At 69.3% G+C, this 14,972-nt stretch carries 17 protein-coding genes; 6 read left to right on the top strand and 11 right to left on the bottom strand.

What is annotated here, in order from left to right:
* Positions 1–6 precede the first annotated feature (6 nt).
* Positions 7–1,047 (top strand): LLM class F420-dependent oxidoreductase, encoded by a 1,041-nt coding sequence (locus A8G15_RS16220; RefSeq protein ID WP_068161533.1) that lies wholly within the window; start codon positions 7–9, stop codon positions 1,045–1,047.
* Between the two features lie 54 nt (positions 1,048–1,101).
* Positions 1,102–2,004, top strand: coding sequence for a universal stress protein (locus A8G15_RS16215; RefSeq protein WP_068161530.1), 903 nt, complete (start codon positions 1,102–1,104; stop codon positions 2,002–2,004).
* 52 nt (positions 2,005–2,056) lie between these two features.
* On the opposite strand, the gene A8G15_RS16210 is transcribed toward A8G15_RS16215, so the two are convergent.
* From A8G15_RS16210 to A8G15_RS16195, 4 genes are all read right to left on the bottom strand, one after another.
* Positions 2,057–2,866 (bottom strand): CPBP family intramembrane glutamic endopeptidase, encoded by an 810-nt coding sequence (locus A8G15_RS16210; protein WP_068161528.1) that lies wholly within the window; start codon positions 2,864–2,866, stop codon positions 2,057–2,059.
* 112 nt (positions 2,867–2,978) lie between these two features.
* A complete protein-coding gene (locus A8G15_RS16205; protein WP_425415096.1) occupies positions 2,979–3,230 on the bottom strand; it encodes a hypothetical protein in 252 nt (83 codons plus the stop codon).
* Complete coding sequence (locus A8G15_RS16200; RefSeq protein ID WP_068161524.1) at positions 3,227–4,174, bottom strand: acyl-ACP desaturase; 948 nt, start codon at positions 4,172–4,174, stop codon at positions 3,227–3,229. The genes A8G15_RS16205 and A8G15_RS16200 overlap by 4 nt, the downstream gene beginning before the upstream one ends.
* A 24-nt stretch (positions 4,175–4,198) precedes the next feature.
* Complete coding sequence (locus A8G15_RS16195) at positions 4,199–5,122, bottom strand: nitroreductase family protein (protein WP_068161522.1); 924 nt, start codon at positions 5,120–5,122, stop codon at positions 4,199–4,201.
* Between the two features lie 186 nt (positions 5,123–5,308).
* Between A8G15_RS16195 and A8G15_RS16190 the strand changes: the two genes are divergently transcribed.
* The gene (locus A8G15_RS16190; protein WP_068161518.1) at positions 5,309–5,956 is read left to right on the top strand and encodes a response regulator transcription factor; all 648 of its coding nucleotides are present in this window, start codon (positions 5,309–5,311) and stop codon (positions 5,954–5,956) included.
* Positions 5,957–5,990: 34 nt separating this feature from the next.
* On the opposite strand, the gene A8G15_RS16185 is transcribed toward A8G15_RS16190, so the two are convergent.
* Genes A8G15_RS16185 through A8G15_RS16170 form a run of 4 tightly spaced genes read right to left on the bottom strand, consistent with a single transcriptional unit; the run spans position 5,991 to position 10,284 of the window.
* On the bottom strand, positions 5,991–7,649 hold the full coding sequence (locus A8G15_RS16185; RefSeq protein WP_068161515.1) for a sensor histidine kinase: 1,659 nt from the start codon (positions 7,647–7,649) through the stop codon (positions 5,991–5,993).
* The gene (locus A8G15_RS16180; RefSeq protein WP_082899942.1) at positions 7,646–8,290 is read right to left on the bottom strand and encodes an alpha/beta hydrolase family protein; all 645 of its coding nucleotides are present in this window, start codon (positions 8,288–8,290) and stop codon (positions 7,646–7,648) included. Before A8G15_RS16180 ends, A8G15_RS16185 begins: the two co-directional genes overlap by 4 nt.
* A gap of 49 nt (positions 8,291–8,339) precedes the next feature.
* Positions 8,340–9,407, bottom strand: coding sequence for a tellurite resistance/C4-dicarboxylate transporter family protein (locus tag A8G15_RS16175; protein ID WP_068161509.1), 1,068 nt, complete (start codon positions 9,405–9,407; stop codon positions 8,340–8,342).
* A gap of 10 nt (positions 9,408–9,417) precedes the next feature.
* Positions 9,418–10,284 carry an Fpg/Nei family DNA glycosylase gene (locus tag A8G15_RS16170; RefSeq protein WP_068161506.1) on the bottom strand — a complete coding sequence of 289 codons (867 nt, stop codon included), beginning with the start codon at positions 10,282–10,284 and terminating at the stop codon, positions 9,418–9,420.
* Between the two features lie 113 nt (positions 10,285–10,397).
* Here A8G15_RS16170 and A8G15_RS16165 point away from each other — a divergent pair, with 113 nt between their 5' ends.
* The 3 genes from A8G15_RS16165 to A8G15_RS16155 are packed head-to-tail and all read left to right on the top strand — an operon-like array spanning position 10,398 to position 12,059.
* Positions 10,398–11,198, top strand: a complete 801-nt coding sequence (locus tag A8G15_RS16165; RefSeq protein WP_068161503.1) for a thymidylate synthase — start codon at positions 10,398–10,400, stop codon at positions 11,196–11,198.
* Entirely contained in the window at positions 11,195–11,698 is a 504-nt protein-coding gene (locus A8G15_RS16160; RefSeq protein WP_068161500.1) for a dihydrofolate reductase, read from the top strand. The genes A8G15_RS16165 and A8G15_RS16160 overlap by 4 nt, the downstream gene beginning before the upstream one ends.
* Positions 11,699–11,732: 34 nt before the next feature.
* The gene (locus A8G15_RS16155) at positions 11,733–12,059 is read left to right on the top strand and encodes a cupin domain-containing protein (protein ID WP_068161497.1); all 327 of its coding nucleotides are present in this window, start codon (positions 11,733–11,735) and stop codon (positions 12,057–12,059) included.
* Positions 12,060–12,063: 4 nt separating this feature from the next.
* On the opposite strand, the gene A8G15_RS16150 is transcribed toward A8G15_RS16155, so the two are convergent.
* Genes A8G15_RS16150 through A8G15_RS16140 form a run of 3 tightly spaced genes read right to left on the bottom strand, consistent with a single transcriptional unit; the run spans position 12,064 to position 14,833 of the window.
* Complete coding sequence (locus tag A8G15_RS16150) at positions 12,064–13,584, bottom strand: carboxylesterase/lipase family protein (protein WP_068161494.1); 1,521 nt, start codon at positions 13,582–13,584, stop codon at positions 12,064–12,066.
* On the bottom strand, positions 13,581–14,204 hold the full coding sequence (locus A8G15_RS16145; RefSeq protein ID WP_068161493.1) for a PaaI family thioesterase: 624 nt from the start codon (positions 14,202–14,204) through the stop codon (positions 13,581–13,583). Before A8G15_RS16145 ends, A8G15_RS16150 begins: the two co-directional genes overlap by 4 nt.
* Complete coding sequence (locus A8G15_RS16140) at positions 14,201–14,833, bottom strand: PaaI family thioesterase (protein ID WP_068161491.1); 633 nt, start codon at positions 14,831–14,833, stop codon at positions 14,201–14,203. The genes A8G15_RS16145 and A8G15_RS16140 overlap by 4 nt, the downstream gene beginning before the upstream one ends.
* Positions 14,834–14,972: the final 139 nt, after the last annotated feature.

Genomic DNA, 14,972 nt, shown 5'->3' with positions numbered 1-14,972 from the left:
AGATGCATGCGCATCGGAATGGGTTTGAACTACAGCGGCGGATTCGCCCAGACGGCGGCGGAGGTCGCCGATCTGGAACGGGCCGGTCTCGACATCATCTTTGTTCCGGAGGCGTACTCGTTCGATGCGGTCAGCCAGCTCGGATATCTCGCGGCGAAGACCACCCGGCTCGAACTCGCGTCCGGCATCTTCCAGCTCTACACCCGTACCCCCAGCCTGACGGCGATGACGGCCGCCGGACTCGACTTCGTCTCCGACGGCCGGTTCGTCATGGGCATCGGCGCCTCCGGCCCCCAGGTCATCGAGGGCTTTCACGGCGTCCCCTACGACGCACCACTCGGTCGCACCCGGGAGATCGTCGACATCTGCCGGCAGGTGTGGCGCCGTGAGAAGGTGCAGCACCACGGCAAGCACTATCAGATCCCGCTGCCCGCCGAGCGCGGCACCGGCTTGGGCAAGCCGCTCAAGATCATCAACCAGCCTGTGCGCGAACGCATCCCGATCGTCATCGCGTCGCTCGGACCGAAGAACGTCGCGATGACCGCGGAGATCGCCGAGGGCTGGGAACCGATCTTCTACTACCCGGAGAAGGCCGCCGAGGTGTGGGGCGAGTCCCTCGCCAAGGGCAAAGCCCTGCGCGATCCGGCGCTCGGCGAGCTGCAGATCTACACCACGCCGGCGCTGGCCATCGGCGACGACGTCGACCACATGCTCGAATGGGTCAAGCCCCACCTCGCGCTGTACATCGGCGGCATGGGCGCCAAGGGCAAGAACTTCTACAACGATCTCGCCGTCCGCTACGGCTACGCGAAGGAAGCCGAGACCATCCAGGACCTCTACCTGGCAGGTAAGAAGCAGGAAGCGGCCGCCGCCGTGCCCGACGAGCTGGTGCGCGCCGTCTCCCTCATCGGCCCCGAGGGATACGTCCGCGAACGCGTCGCCGCGTTCGCCGAATCGGGTGTCACCACCCTGTCGGTGACCCCGCTCGCCGGCGACGGACCCGGCCGTATCCGACTCATCGAGCAACTCCGCGCGATCTGCGACTGACCCACCGCACCCCCAGGCCGGCACCACCGCGGCAACACCGAGAAGAGGACACAGATGAGCGATCCCAAACCGATCGTCGTGGCCGTCGACGGATCGGACGCGGCTGCCGCCGCCGTGATCTGGGCGGCACGGACCGCGGCGGCGCGCGCGCTTCCGCTGCACATCGTCACCGTCGTGCACGTGCCGTCGTTCTACTACTCCGAGCCCTATCTGGCGCAGAGCTTCCACCAGGAGATGAAGGACACCGCCCGGGCGCGGCTCGACAACTCGGCAGTTCTGGCCCGGCACACCGCGGAGGAAGTCGGTCCCCTCACGGTGACGACCGCGCAGGTGGAAGGGAAGGTCGCGCAGACCCTCGTCGACCTGTCCGCCCACGCCGCGCAGATCGTTCTCGGATCGCGCGGCCTCGGCGAAGTGAAGGGCCTGCTCGTCGGCTCGGTGACGCTCGCCGTCGCCGCGCACTCGCATGCGCCGGTCGCGGTGGTGCGCGGTCGCACCCTCGATGGTGCCCCGCCCGCCGAGGGGCCGGTCGTCGTCGGTGTCGACGGCTCCGAATCCTGTGAGGCCGCCGTCGAGGTCGCGTTCGAGGAAGCCGCGGCACGCGGGGCGACGCTCGTCGCCATCAACGTGTGGAGCGACGTCAGCGTGCAGCCGTCCCTCGGTGCGGTGCCCGAGGACCCGCAGTGGAGCACCATCCAGACCGGAGAGGAAGTGGTGCTCGCCGAACGCCTCGCCGGGTTCCGGGAGCGGTACCCGGACGTCGTGGTGGAACGCGTGGTCGCGCGGGACCGCCCGGTGCGGGTCCTGAGCGAGTACGCCGAGACCGCGCAGCTTCTCGTCGTCGGCACGCGTGGTCGCGGGGGATTCAAGGGTCTGCTGCTCGGATCGACCAGCAACGCGCTGATCCAGACGGCGGACTGCCCGGTGCTGGTGGTGCGCCCGAAGGACGCGCCGTGACGCTGTGACGATCCGGCCCCACCGTCCCGGGCGACGGTGGGGCCGTTCGCGTTCAGACGGGGGACACGGTCCTGTCGTCGCGGGGATCCCTGGGTTCGATGTCCCGCCGTTTGACGAACAGGACGATCGCGAGGACCGGATACACCAGGATCGGTGCGAAGGCCCCGACGTAACCCTGCTGGTCGAGCAGGACGGCGGAACCGCTGAGCAGGGCGAAGTCGAACAGTCCGTGCAGCACCGAGTTCAGCGCGTTGCTGCCGGAAACCCGACGGGTGAGGTAGAAGAAGTAGCCGGCCAGACTGACGAGGATCGCCTGGGGCACAGCGGACGCGCCGTGCCCGAACACGTTCGACAGATGAACCAGGCCGAAGATCAGACTCGACCACAGTGCGACCTTGCCCTCGCTCAGTTCGTGGTTGCGCAGCACCGTCACCCCGATGCCGCGGAACATGCCCTCCTCACCCCACCCGACGAACTGGGTCGCGACGAGCAGCACGAGCACGAACAGCCAGCCCTTCTCGGCGAGGGCGCCGTAGTCGATGCCGACGAGGATCGCCACCAGCAGGACGACCGGCACGCACCACACCCAGCGGTTCACCGGCCGGTCGTCCCGGAGCACCGGACGCCACCACCCGAGGGCCGCGACCACGCCGTAGGTGAACGCCAGCGCCAGCCCGAGCGGGATCACCATGGTGACGACGACCCCGCGTGTGGTCACCGTGCCGTCCTCACCGCTCCAGTCCGCGATGAAGTGACCGCCGAACTGGATGATCGCGAGATAGACCACGACGACCAGGGCGAAGGCGGCGTAGGAGAGTCGGCGTCCGGTGACGGAAGGGGAGAGATCCGGCTGAGGGTTCATCGCGTCATCCTATGAGCACCACGGCGTTTTCGTGCGGTACGCGGAAAGCTCCGGGAACGCTGCTGCCGCGGATGTCCTGGTCCGCACCACCGCGCCTCGACGGCGCCGGGATTCAGCCGAACTCGTCGAGCCCGCGCTCACGCAATTGCGCCCACACGTCCGCCGGATGGATGCCGCGACGGATCGCGTCGTTCTCGATGAGAACACCCAGCATCATCGATGTCAGATAGGCGACGTCCTCGGCGCGTTCCGACTCGTAGCGTGCGCGGAGCCATCCGGATGTGTTCTGCTGCTTGGCGGTTCGAGCCATCTCCAGGACCGAGCGGAACAGCTCGTCGGTGGGCTTCTCGGTCGGGGCACTCACGCGGTGACCTCCTGACCGCGCCGGGCCTGCCGTGCGAGCGCGCGGTCGCGGGATTCCTCGAACCGCGCCGCCCGATCCTCGAGATCCACCACGAACGCGTCGAGCTGCTCACGCAGTTCCTCGCCGCGCGCACCGAAGTCGGTGCGTTCGAAGATCCGCCACTTGCGCAGCACCGGCTGCACGACCTCGTCGAGATGCTGACGCAGATCGTAGATTCCGCCCTTGGCGATGAGCACCGCGTTGCGCCGGAAGTTCGCCATCGACGCGCCCGGCATCCGGAAGTGGGTGAGGACCCGTACGACCGCCTCGAGGGCCTGATCGGGGGCGATGTCCAGGGCGCCCTCGACGATGTTCCGATAGAACATCATGTGCAGGTTCTCGTCCGCGGCCACGCGTGCCAGCATCCGGTCCGCGATCGGATCGCCACAGGCCTTGCCGGTGTTGCGGTGCGAGACGCGCGTGGCCAGTTCCTGGAAGGTCACGTACGACACGGAATCGAGCATCGACGTGGCGCCCGGAGCGAACCCGTTCGTCATGTGCTCCATCCGCGCGTTCTCGAGCGCCACCGGGTCGACGCCGCGGGTGACCACCAGGTAGTCGCGCATGACGATGGAGTGCTTGTTCTCCTCGGCGGTCCACCGTCCCACCCACGTGCCCCAGGCGCCGTCGAATCCGAAATGCTCGGCGATCTCACGGTGGTACGACGGCAGGTTGTCCTCGGTGAGCAGATTGGTGATCATCGCGGCCTTCGCCGTCTCACCGAGAGCGGACTGCTCCGGATCCCAGTCGACACCGCCCAGCGCGGCGAAGTTGCGGCCGTCGTCCCAGGGCACGAAATCGTGTGGGTGCCAGTCCTTCGCCATCGACAGGTGCCGGTTCACGTTGTCCTCGGCGACCGGCTCGAGTTCGCGGAGCAGTTCGATGTCCGTGAGTGCTCTTGTCACAGTGCAAATCTCCCTGTATCGGGGTCAGTATCCGATGCGCATGATCAATTGGGGCCGTCCGGGCAGCGCGAGCCGGTCGGCGAACCGCTCAGCCGAGTCCTCGACGCGCAGCGGGTGGGTCAGCACCGATGCGGAGAGCCGGGCGTCGACCGCGGCCAGCCACGCACGTTCGGTGGCGATCCCCACCCGGATCAGATCGAGCGGATCACCTGTGGCAGTGGCGAACACGAGGACCGACTCCCGATCGATCGCCTCGGCGAGCGCGGTGGTGTCGGGAACACCGGTGGTGACCAGCGCCCTGCCGGCCGCGCCGCCCACGTCCAGTCCGGCGTCCCAGTCGGTGACGACCTCCGTGATGCCCTCGGGTTGCCAGTGCGACGTCCACGAGAACATTTCGCGCTGGTAGCGCGGATTGCGGCGGACCTCCTCTGCCGAATACGTCAGCGTCTCGGCAAGCACCGGCGCCTCGTCGGACGCGAGCAGCCGAACGTGCACGCCGGGTACCTCGTCGACCGCGGCCATCACGTCCGCGATGGTCGCTGCCGCCACGGGAATCCGCGCGAACGACTCGCGGTGACTGCGGCGGTGCGAGATCGCCGCATAGAACCGTAGATCCGAGCCCGACGGGGGCCGCACCTCCACAGCGTCCACCCGCGCGATCATCTCGGGTCGTTCCGGGTCCGGCAACAGGGTGGTGCGGGTGCGCCACCCGAGGACCCGCATGCCCAGTTCGAGGTTCGCCAGTGCGGTGCCACACGAGATCAGCCGGTCCGGCCGTAGCGGATCGAGACCCGGTTCGGCGAATTCGAGCCGTTCGTCGAGTTCCGCGGAACGGCCGGGCAGACGCAGGTTCCAGGGCTGGGTGTCGTGGATGGACGGTGCCTCGATGACGGCTCGGGCGATGATCTCGGTGTCGCCGGTGGTCCAGGTGTCGGTCGGGACGGCCATGTCGATCTCCTCGTCTCGTCGGTCACCTCGCGCAGGTCACAGGATGTTTCCATGAGGATCGCCCGGTGCCGGTGTTCCGCGCAGTGGGCGAAGGTCCCGAAACAGTCGTCGAACGGCCCGACGTCGCCCGGGTTCCGGGGAACTGGAACGATGGACCCGACCGTGCGAAAAGAAAGGGGGGCTCCGATGCCTCGCGTGTTTCTCGTCGACGATCACGAGATCGTCCGGCGTGGTCTGGTCGATCTGTTGAGCAGCGTGCCGGATTTCACCGTCGTGGGTGAGGCGGCGTCGGTGGGGGAGGCGCTGGCGCGCGTCCCGGGTAGCGGAGCCGAGGTGGCGGTGCTCGACGTGCGACTGCCCGACGGCAACGGCGTCGAGTTGTGCCGCGAACTGCGCGCGCGCATGCCGGAACTGCGTGCGCTGATGCTCACCTCGTACGCCGACGACGAGGCGCTGTTCGATGCGATCATGGCGGGGGCGTCGGGGTTCGTGCTCAAGCAGATCCTCGGCACCGACCTGGTTTCGGCGATCCGGACCGTCGGGGAGGGCGGGTCGCTGCTCGACAGCCGCGCCACCGCCGCACTCATGGACCGCATCCGCGCGTCCCGCACCGCCGATCCGCTGGCGGAGCTGTCCGAGCAGGAACGCGCCGTGTTCGAGCTGATCGGTGAGGGTCTGACCAACCGGGAGATCGCGGAGCGACTGTTCCTGGCGGAGAAGACGATCAAGAACTACGTCTCGCGGCTGTTGTCGAAACTCGGCATGCAGCGGCGCACTCAGGCCGCGGTGCTGGCGACCGAGCTGCGCAAGGAACGCGGGCACGGTCCCGCCTAGCGGATCCGTTCGCGCGGCAGCCGGGGCGAACCCGTCAGAGCGGCACCGTCCACAGCACACGGGTGCCGCCGTCCGGACCGGGACCGACGCTGCACAGGCCCGCGCACTGCTCGGCCCGGCGTTCCAGATTCGCCAGGCCGCTGCGGTGCGAGGTCACCGGCAGACCCGTACCGTTGTCGACGATTTCGATGGTGAACCTGTCGTCGGCGGTCACTGCGACGGTGATGTTGTCGGACTGAGAGTGCCGCAGGGCGTTGCTGAGCCCCTCCCGCAGCACCGCTTCCGCGTGCGGATGGATCCGGTCCGGGACCAGCGTGTCGATGGGCCCGGCGAACTGCACGTTCGGGGCGACGGTCGAATGGATGCTCAGGTCGCCGACCACGTCGAGCAGTCGCCGGCGCAGGCTCGTCGATGCCGCGGCGCCCGTGGTGTGCAGATCGAAGATGGTGGTGCGGATCTCGCGGACGGTCCGGTCCAGCTGCTCGACGGCGTGCTGGACCACGTCGGTGACCCGCTGGCGATCGGCCCCGGGGACCATCGCGCTCTGCAGGCTCATGCCGGTGGCGAAGAGCCGCTGAATCACGTTGTCGTGCAGATCTTGTGCGATCCGGTCGCGATCGGCGAGGACGTCGAGCAGGCGGTGCTTGCGTTGCTGCTCGGCGAATTCGAGCGCCACCGCGGCAAGATTGGCCATCGATTCGAGACGGGCGACGTCCTCGCCGTCCCACGGGTCGGTGCCGGGCGCACGCGTCACGATCAGCACGCCGGTGACCGTGGACGTCGCCGACAACGGCAGCACCACCGCGCTGCCCGCGTCGCCCGCACCCGCCGAGGGCAGTTTCGTCAGGGTGTCGGTCAGCACCGGGCGTCGCGACCGGAGGGCCTCCAGCACAGGCGAATCGGAGAGATCGATACGGACCTGACCGGTTGCCGGCGCGGCCGGGGATGCGGCGCACACGCTGCCATGGGAGCCCTCGACGAGGACGACGAACGCGCCTGCGCCGCGCGCGAGATCGCGGACCTGTCCGGTCAGCAACCCGAGCGTCTCGTCGACCGAGCCACCGACGAGCAGGCGCGCGTTGATCGAGGCCATCGCGGCCAGCCAACGTTCGCGGGTGAGCGAGCCCTCGAACAACCGGGCGTTGTCGACGGCCATGCCCGCCGACGTCGCGAGAACCTTGAGGATGACCTCGTCCTCCTCGGTGAACGCCGGCGCGCCCAGCTTCTCGGTGAGGTAGATGCTGCCGAACACCTTGCCGCGGATCATGATCGGGGTACCGAGGAAGCTCTTCATCGGCGGGTGGTTCGGCGGGAAACCGATCGAGGCGGGGGGTGTCGACAGGTCCGCGAGCCGTACCGGCCGCGGATCGTTGATGAGCAGGCCGAGGATGCCGCGTCCCTCCGGCAGGTGACCCATGCCCTTGCGTTGCTCGGAATCGATTCCCTCGTACACGAATTCGGACAGGCCACCGTCCGCGGCGCGGACACCCAGCGCGCCGTACCGGGCGTCGAGCAGCGACACCGCGGTCTGCACGATGCGCTGGAGCATCGAATCGAGTTCGAGACCCGAGCCGACGACGAGCACCGCCTCGAGCAGGCCCCGCAACGTCGCCGGGTGCGTATCGGTGTCGTCGAGCCGGCTGCGCAGCTCGGACAGCAGGCTGTCGATCGCCGAATCGGTCGCGTCGCTCATCGGGCACCTTCCAGCAGTTCCGACGCCGCGGCGACCGCCGCCGCCGACGGATCGGTCTTCGCGCGGCTCAGATCGTGGCCGGCGGCAGGCACTTCGACGAGTACCGTGGCCGCCGGGATCAGCGTGGCCGCTTCCCGCAGTTCGTCGATCGTTCCGAACGGGTCGCGGACGCCGTGGACGAACACCGTGGGCACCGCGATGTCCGGCAGATGCTCGATGCGGGCCTTCTCCGGCTTACCCGGCGGGTGCAGCGGATACGACAGCAGTACCAGCGCGTCGGCGATTCCCGGCCGCTCCGTGACGAGCATCGACGTCTGCCGGCCGCCGTAGGAGACGCCGCCGAGCAGGAGCGGTCCGTCGGTGCGATCGCGCAGTGCAGCTGCGGCGTCCGCGATCCCGGCACGGTCCTCCGCTGCCCGCGACGGCTGCGGCGGACCCTTCGGGTTGCGCCGCCGGAACGGCAGGTCGTAGCGCAGAGCCAGGAACCCGTGCTCGGCGAAACGGTCGCACACGCGCTGCAGGATCGCCGCGTCCCGGGTGCCGCCGGCACCGTGGGTCAGTGCGACCGCACCGCGCGACGGTCCGTCGGGAACATGCAGACTGCCGTGCACCGTCTCGGTATCCACCAGTTCGACGCTCACACCCGATACGGTAGCCGCACGGTGCGGGCCGATCGGCGGGTGATGGGGATCAGGCCGGATCCGTGCGGCCGGTCGTGGAGTGCCCGCCCCGCAGCAATGTCGTCCAGATTCGGTGGACCATGGCCACGAAAACCAGGACCCACGCGGCGACCGCGACCCACAGTTCGACGCTGCCGACCATGCCGACGAGAGGCAGATCGTCGGCGCGGCCGAGATGGATCCCGGCGACGGCGTACATGCCCAGCGGGAACACGATCGACCACAGCGACGAGTCGTACGTCAACGGGACCTTGTGGACGCGGTGGCGCCACCAGCCCGCCGCGATCAACGGTGGGAACAGCCAGGTCGCGAACGCCCAGATCACGACGGCCAGGCCCGCGATCAGTCCGCGGGTGGCGTCGACCATCGGTGCGTCGGCCATCTCCACGATGTGGGCACCGGCGACGACGATGATCGAGCAGGCGCCCATCGACACCCAGTACGGCGCCGTCAGGTCGGTGGGGCGCAGCGGATACTGGAGCATCCGCGCGGCCACGAAGATGCCGGCCGCGGCGTACAGGAACAGGCCCACGGCCCAGGTGAACACGGCGACTGCCGCCAGGAGCCGGTCGAACTCGTCGTAGACCGGTTGCAGGGTCGCCGCGGCGATCGCGACGGATTCGCTGGCGACCACCCAGACGAACCACGTGCCGTTGGCCTTCGCGAGCACGGGGCGCTGCGTGGTGCCGAGCACTGCCGTCCACGGGATCACGTAACCCAGCACCAGCCAGGTCAGGGCGGACACGACGAGCAGCACCGCCGCGGTCGAATGCCGGCCCTCGGCGATCAGGCGGATACCGAGGACGTTGCCGGCGGCGATGAACGTGAAGAATCCGAATGCGCGACCCGAGTCGGCCATGTCCGCGCGCATCTCCCGGGGGAATGCGATGAGCCGCCACAGCGACAGAGCCACGAGCACCACGTACCCGGCGGCCGCGACGACGAGCATGGCCGTCGACATCACCCGATGGTCCTTCAGATGCAGCCCGATCGACACGATGCCGCCGGCCATGACGAACGCGAAGTAGCCGGGCGAGAGGACGCGGACCGCCTCCCGCACCCGAGTCGAGATGTCCACTCCCAGCAAGCTACTTCAGCAGCCGAGACAGTTTTCGATCCGCGAGGATCCTGCCGCCGGTCTGACAGGTCGGGCAGTACTGGAAGGACCGCTCCGAGTACTCGACCTGGCGGACGGTGTCGCCGCACACCGGGCACGGCATCCCGGTGCGCGCATGCACCCGCATCCCGGAACGCTTCTCGCCCTTGAGGCGCGCCGCGTCCTGCCCGGCGGAGCGTGCGACCGCGTCGGTGAGGGTCGCGTGCAGGGCGTCGTGCAGGGCGTGGACCTGGTCGTCGCTCAGGCGTCCCGCGGTCGCGAACGGGGACAGTCGCGCGGTGTGCAGGATCTCGTCGGAGTAGGCGTTGCCGATACCGGCGATGACGGACTGGTCCACCAGGACGGTCTTGAGTCTCGACGTGCTTCCGACGAGCAGCGCCGCGAGGTCGTCCACGGTGACGTCGAGCGCGTCGGGGCCCAGCCGTGCGATGCCGGGGACCTTCCGCGGATCGTCGACGAGCCACACGGCCAGACGCTTGCGGGTTCCGGCTTCGGTGAGGTCGACGGCGGGCGTCGTCGCGTCGGGCGTGAACAGGTGCACGCGCAGCGCGAGAGGTCCCTTGCCGGGTCGTGGCGGGGTGGGCGACGGATCGTCGATCCAGCGCAGCCACCCGGCTCTCGACAGGTGGGTGATCAGCGAGAGGTCGCCGCAGTCCAGGCACAGGAACTTGCCGAATCGGCGCGCGCCGGTGACATCGCGGCCCTGCAACGCAGTGATGGGCGGATCGGCGGTCTGCAGCACGCTGATCGACGCGACGTCGACGCGGCCCACCACCGATCCGACCGCATGTTCCCGCAGGAACCCGGCCAGCGCCTCCACCTCGGGGAGTTCGGGCATATGGGCAGCCTACGGCTGCTCGTGTGCCGATGTGGCGGCTCCGGCCGCCACAAAGGCACACGGGCGGCGAAGCCGCCTGAACTCTTGTCGGCGAAGCCGCCTAAACTGCTGGCGTGACTGTGCCGACCCCGTACGAAGACCTGTTGCGCCTCGTCCTCGAGACCGGCACCCCCAAGGCCGACCGCACCGGGACCGGGACGCGCAGCCTGTTCGGGCATCAGATGCGTTTCGACCTCGCGCAGGGATTCCCGCTGATCACCACGAAGAAGGTGCACCTCAAGTCCATCGTGTACGAGCTGCTGTGGTTCCTGCGCGGCGACTCGAACGTGCAGTGGTTGCGGGAGCACGGCGTCACCATCTGGGACGAATGGGCCGACGTCGACGGCGAGCTCGGGCCCGTCTACGGCGTGCAATGGCGGTCCTGGCCCACCCCGAACGGGGAGCACATCGACCAGATCGGCCAGGTGCTCGACACCATCCGCAACAACCCGGATTCGCGGCGCATGATCGTCTCCGCGTGGAACGTCGCCGACCTCGACGACATGGCACTGATGCCCTGCCACGCCTTCTTCCAGTTCTATGTGGCCGACGGCAAGCTCAGCTGCCAGCTCTACCAGCGCAGCGCCGACCTGTTCCTCGGGGTGCCGTTCAACATCGCCAGCTACGCACTGCTCACCCACATGGTCGCGCAGCAGACCGGTCTCGAGGTGGGCGAGTTCATCTGGACCGGCGGCGACTGCCACATCTACGACAACCACATCGAGCAGGTCACCGAGCAGCTCGGTCGCGAGGCGTACGAGTACCCGACACTGAAGCTGAACCGCCGCGACTCGCTGTTCGACTACGAGTTCGAGGACGTCGAGGTCGTCGGCTACCGGCACCACCCCGGGATCAAGGCGCCGGTGGCGGTGTGACCGGGACGCTCACCCTGATCTGGGCGCAGACCCGCGCTGGCGTCATCGGGCGGGACGGGACGATCCCGTGGCACATCCCCGAGGACATGGCGTTCTTCAAGGAAGCCACGATGGGCCTGCCCGTCGTCATGGGCCGGCTCACGTGGGATTCGCTGCCCGCGAAGTTCCGGCCGCTGCCGGGACGCCGCAACATCGTCGTCACCCGGAACCCGGGCTGGACCGGCGAGGGAGCCGAGGTCGCCGGGAGTGTCGACGACGCACTGCGACTGGTCGCCGACGAGGACGCCGTCGTGATGGGTGGCGGCCAGATCTACGCTCAGGCCATGCCGCATGCGACCCGGTTGCTCGTCACCGAGGTCGATCTCGACCTCGGCGTTGACGGCGCCGGCGATGCGGTCGCACCCGCGATCGGGCCGGAGTGGACGGTCACCGATCCGGGAGCGTGGCAGCAGTCCCGCAACGGAATCACCTTCCGCTGGGTCGGGTACTCGCGAAGCTGACAGCCGTGCCCTCGCGGTGCGCCATACTGCGAACATGGACAAGCTCTCCCTCACCGCAATGGCCCGGCAGCAGCTGAAGCTCGCGGCCACCTCGAGCAACGGGCGAAGTTCGCAGACGGTGCTCGGCGGTCACACCAAGCATCTTCGGCAGACGGTGATCGCGCTGCTCGCCGGCCACGAACTCGGCGAGCACGACAGCCCTGGTGAGGCGACACTCCAGGTCCTGAGCGGTCAGCTGTCCCTGATCGCGGGGGACCAGTCGTGGAAGGGGTCGGCCGGGGATTTCCTGGTGATCCCCCAGAGCCGGCACAGCGTGTCCGCTCTCGAGGACGTCGCGTTCCTGCTGACCGTCGCCAAGTGACCGGCTAGGGCGACACCGGGGTGCGGTAGCCCGCGTAACCCTCCCACGCGAGGCGGCGTTCCTTCCATGGATCGTGCTCGAGACGGGTCGGCACGTCGAAGATCGTCGTCGCGCGGTCCCGTTCGTCGTAGCGCGGCCACGACGGCAGCGGCTCCCCGTGGCGCGCGAAGTGCAGCCAGTGCCGCTGCACGGCGTCGCTGACCAGACGCAACCCGCGCCGGCCGCCGAGCGCCGTGTACGCCCGGCCCAGCGGCGTGTCCACCTGATCGAACACCGAGAGCAGTTCCACGGCGTGCGTCGCGTCGAACCCGGCCACCCGCGCGAGCCGGGGCGCGAAGTCGAAGCGGTAGCTGTAGGTGGGAGCGAACCGGGAATGCGCCTGCGCGATCTGAATCGACGGATACCAGAAGGTGAGGTCGCCGCCGATGTCGATCGCGGCGCGTTCGGCCGGGTAGCCCGGATAGGCCGCGACGACGCGGTCGCGCGCCGATGCGTCGGTGAGCGAGAACATCCGGTCGATGCGGTCGGGGTTCGTCGGCAGCGCATCGAGGAAACGGGGGAACAGGGCGCCTTCCCGGGCGTTGGTGCCGATGATCAGCGGAACGCGATGTGCCGCACCGGATGCGTACGCCTCGAGCGGGTCGGTCGGCAGGAAGTCGCCGTCGACGACCGGCCCGAACACGTGCAGGCCGGGGGTCGCGCGCAGGGTCTCACCGGACAGCCGGTTGCCGGCGCGACCGAGTTCGGCGGGCGAGGCCGCGTCGAGCGCGGCCGCCGCACTGTCGGCGTCGGCGCCGAGCAGTTCGACGAACCGTGCCGTCCAGCCGGCGGCACGCGACGCCTCGACGACCAGGTTCGGCGCGGAACTCTGCGCGATCGCCTGCGCGAACAGGCCGCGCGCGGCGGGAGTCGCCATGAGTGTGGTGACCGCGTTGCCACCCGCGGATTCGCCGAAGACGGTCACGTTGCCGGGGTCGCCGCCGAATGCGGCGATGTTGCGCTGCACCCATTCGAGCGCGGCGACCTGGTCGCGGAGCCCCAGGTTCGAGTCGAATCTCCGGGTGGGTGTCGAGAACGCCGAGAAGTCCAGGTAGCCGAGGCTGCCGAGCCGGTAGTTGAGCGACACGTAGATCACGTCGCCGCGCCGCACCAGCGACTGCCCACCGTAGATCGACAGTGCGCTCGTGCCGAGCGTGTAGGCGCCGCCGTGCACGAACACCATCACCGGGCGGGGCTGGGACGACCGGGCGGCGGGGGCGAGGACGTTGAGGGTCAGGCAGTCCTCGCCGATGGTCGCGCGCTCCCGGCTGCCGGTGAAAGCGCCGCGCGGGGCCTGGCACGCGGCATTGCCGAAACGGGTCGTGTCGAGTTCCCCGGTCCACGGCTGCACCGGTTGGGGTGCCCGCAACCGCAACGGGCCGACCGGCGGTGCCGCATACGGGATGCCCCGCCACGAGAGGAGGTCGCCGATGCGGCTGCCGCGGACCGCGCCGTCGGCGAGTGTGACGAGGGTCTCGGACGTCATGTGGAAACTGTACGTGACGGGCCGTCACAGTTGCCGGGACCCGCGCGGTAAGTGGCCTGAGCCGACACCGAGACGTTCCCGTCCACGGTGATCTCGCCGCGCGCCCGGAGGTCGGCACCGCCCCGGTCGGTGTGCCCGCAGGTCACGGTCACGGCCTCGAACAGCGGGACCGGCCGGTGATAGCGCACCGTCAGTTCGTCGAGGACCGCCGGACCGTACCGGTCGGCGGCGGTGTGGAGCACGTGGTCGAGGAGCAGTGCCGAGACGCCACCGTGCACCAGACCCCGCGGCCCCTGATACGCCAGGCCGAGGGTCCCGGTGGCGGACACCGTTCCGCTGTCGGTCACGGCCGGGGTCAGCGGGGGTGCGAGGGCGTTCCGGTGCCCGAACACCGGATCGTTGCCGTCGGGTGCGGTGCCGAACCCGGTCGCGGGGCTCGACTGCTCCACGAGCGCGGCGATCCGATCGAGCTCCGCGGCCGCGGCGTCGAGTGCGGGATCGTCGTCGTCGACGCGCAGAAGCACATCCGTCAGCCTGCGCAGGCCGTCGACGACGTTCCGGAGCTGTTGTGCGCGGGCATGTTCGGTCGAATCGGTGTCGGTCGAATCGGTGTCGGTCACGGTGCTGCGGCCCCTCGTGCGACGACGAACAGTCCACGGGCACTCACGCACAGGTGCGGTCCCCACCGGATCTCGCCGTGGGACCGGGCTTTCCGGCCGTCGACGCTGTCGTGCCAGGCCCGGACCGTCAGTTCGCGGTCGACGGGGAGCGGGCGGTGGAAGCGCAGTACGAGTTCGACGGTCATGCCGGGTACCCCGGCCCGCACGTTGGCGTCGGCCAGAGCCACGTCGAGCACCATCGCGGCTGCCCCGTCGTGCACCGTGCCCGGCGTCGCCTGGTACGCCGGGGAGAACGTGACGGTGCCCTCGAGATCGGGGCCGTCTCCGGTTGCCGCGGCAGGGCGCAGCAGGAGCGGCGGGGCGACGGCGTTGGCCGTTCCCACGACGGGGCTGTACGGCACGATCCGCTCGGTGGTGCTCATGCCGTGGACGCGTTCGTCCACGGGGCAGGCCCGGGTGCCGAGGTCGTCGGCGAGGCCGTGGATCGTTGCTGCGATGTCGCCGAGTTCCGGCAGGTCCGGGCGCACGGACAGCAGTGCCACGGCGACGCGGCGCACGGACTGCGCCGCACGCGCCACGGAGCCCGTACCCGTGAACGACGAGGGTGCTGCGCCCGCGTCCGTTGTCACGACGGCCTCGCGTTCGGTCCGATCCGCATGGTCTGCGTCCTCCTCCGTCTGCGTGACCGCCGGACCGATCCCGGTGGTGTCGGGCGCCGTGGTCCCCGAATGTGAGAACTATACTCTCGAAAAGCAAGAATCTGAGTTC

It is taken from the genome of Rhodococcus phenolicus (assembly GCF_001646785.1).
In the GTDB taxonomy this organism is placed as follows: domain Bacteria; phylum Actinomycetota; class Actinomycetes; order Mycobacteriales; family Mycobacteriaceae; genus Rhodococcus; species Rhodococcus phenolicus.
This window is presented reverse-complemented; position numbering and strand designations above follow the sequence as displayed.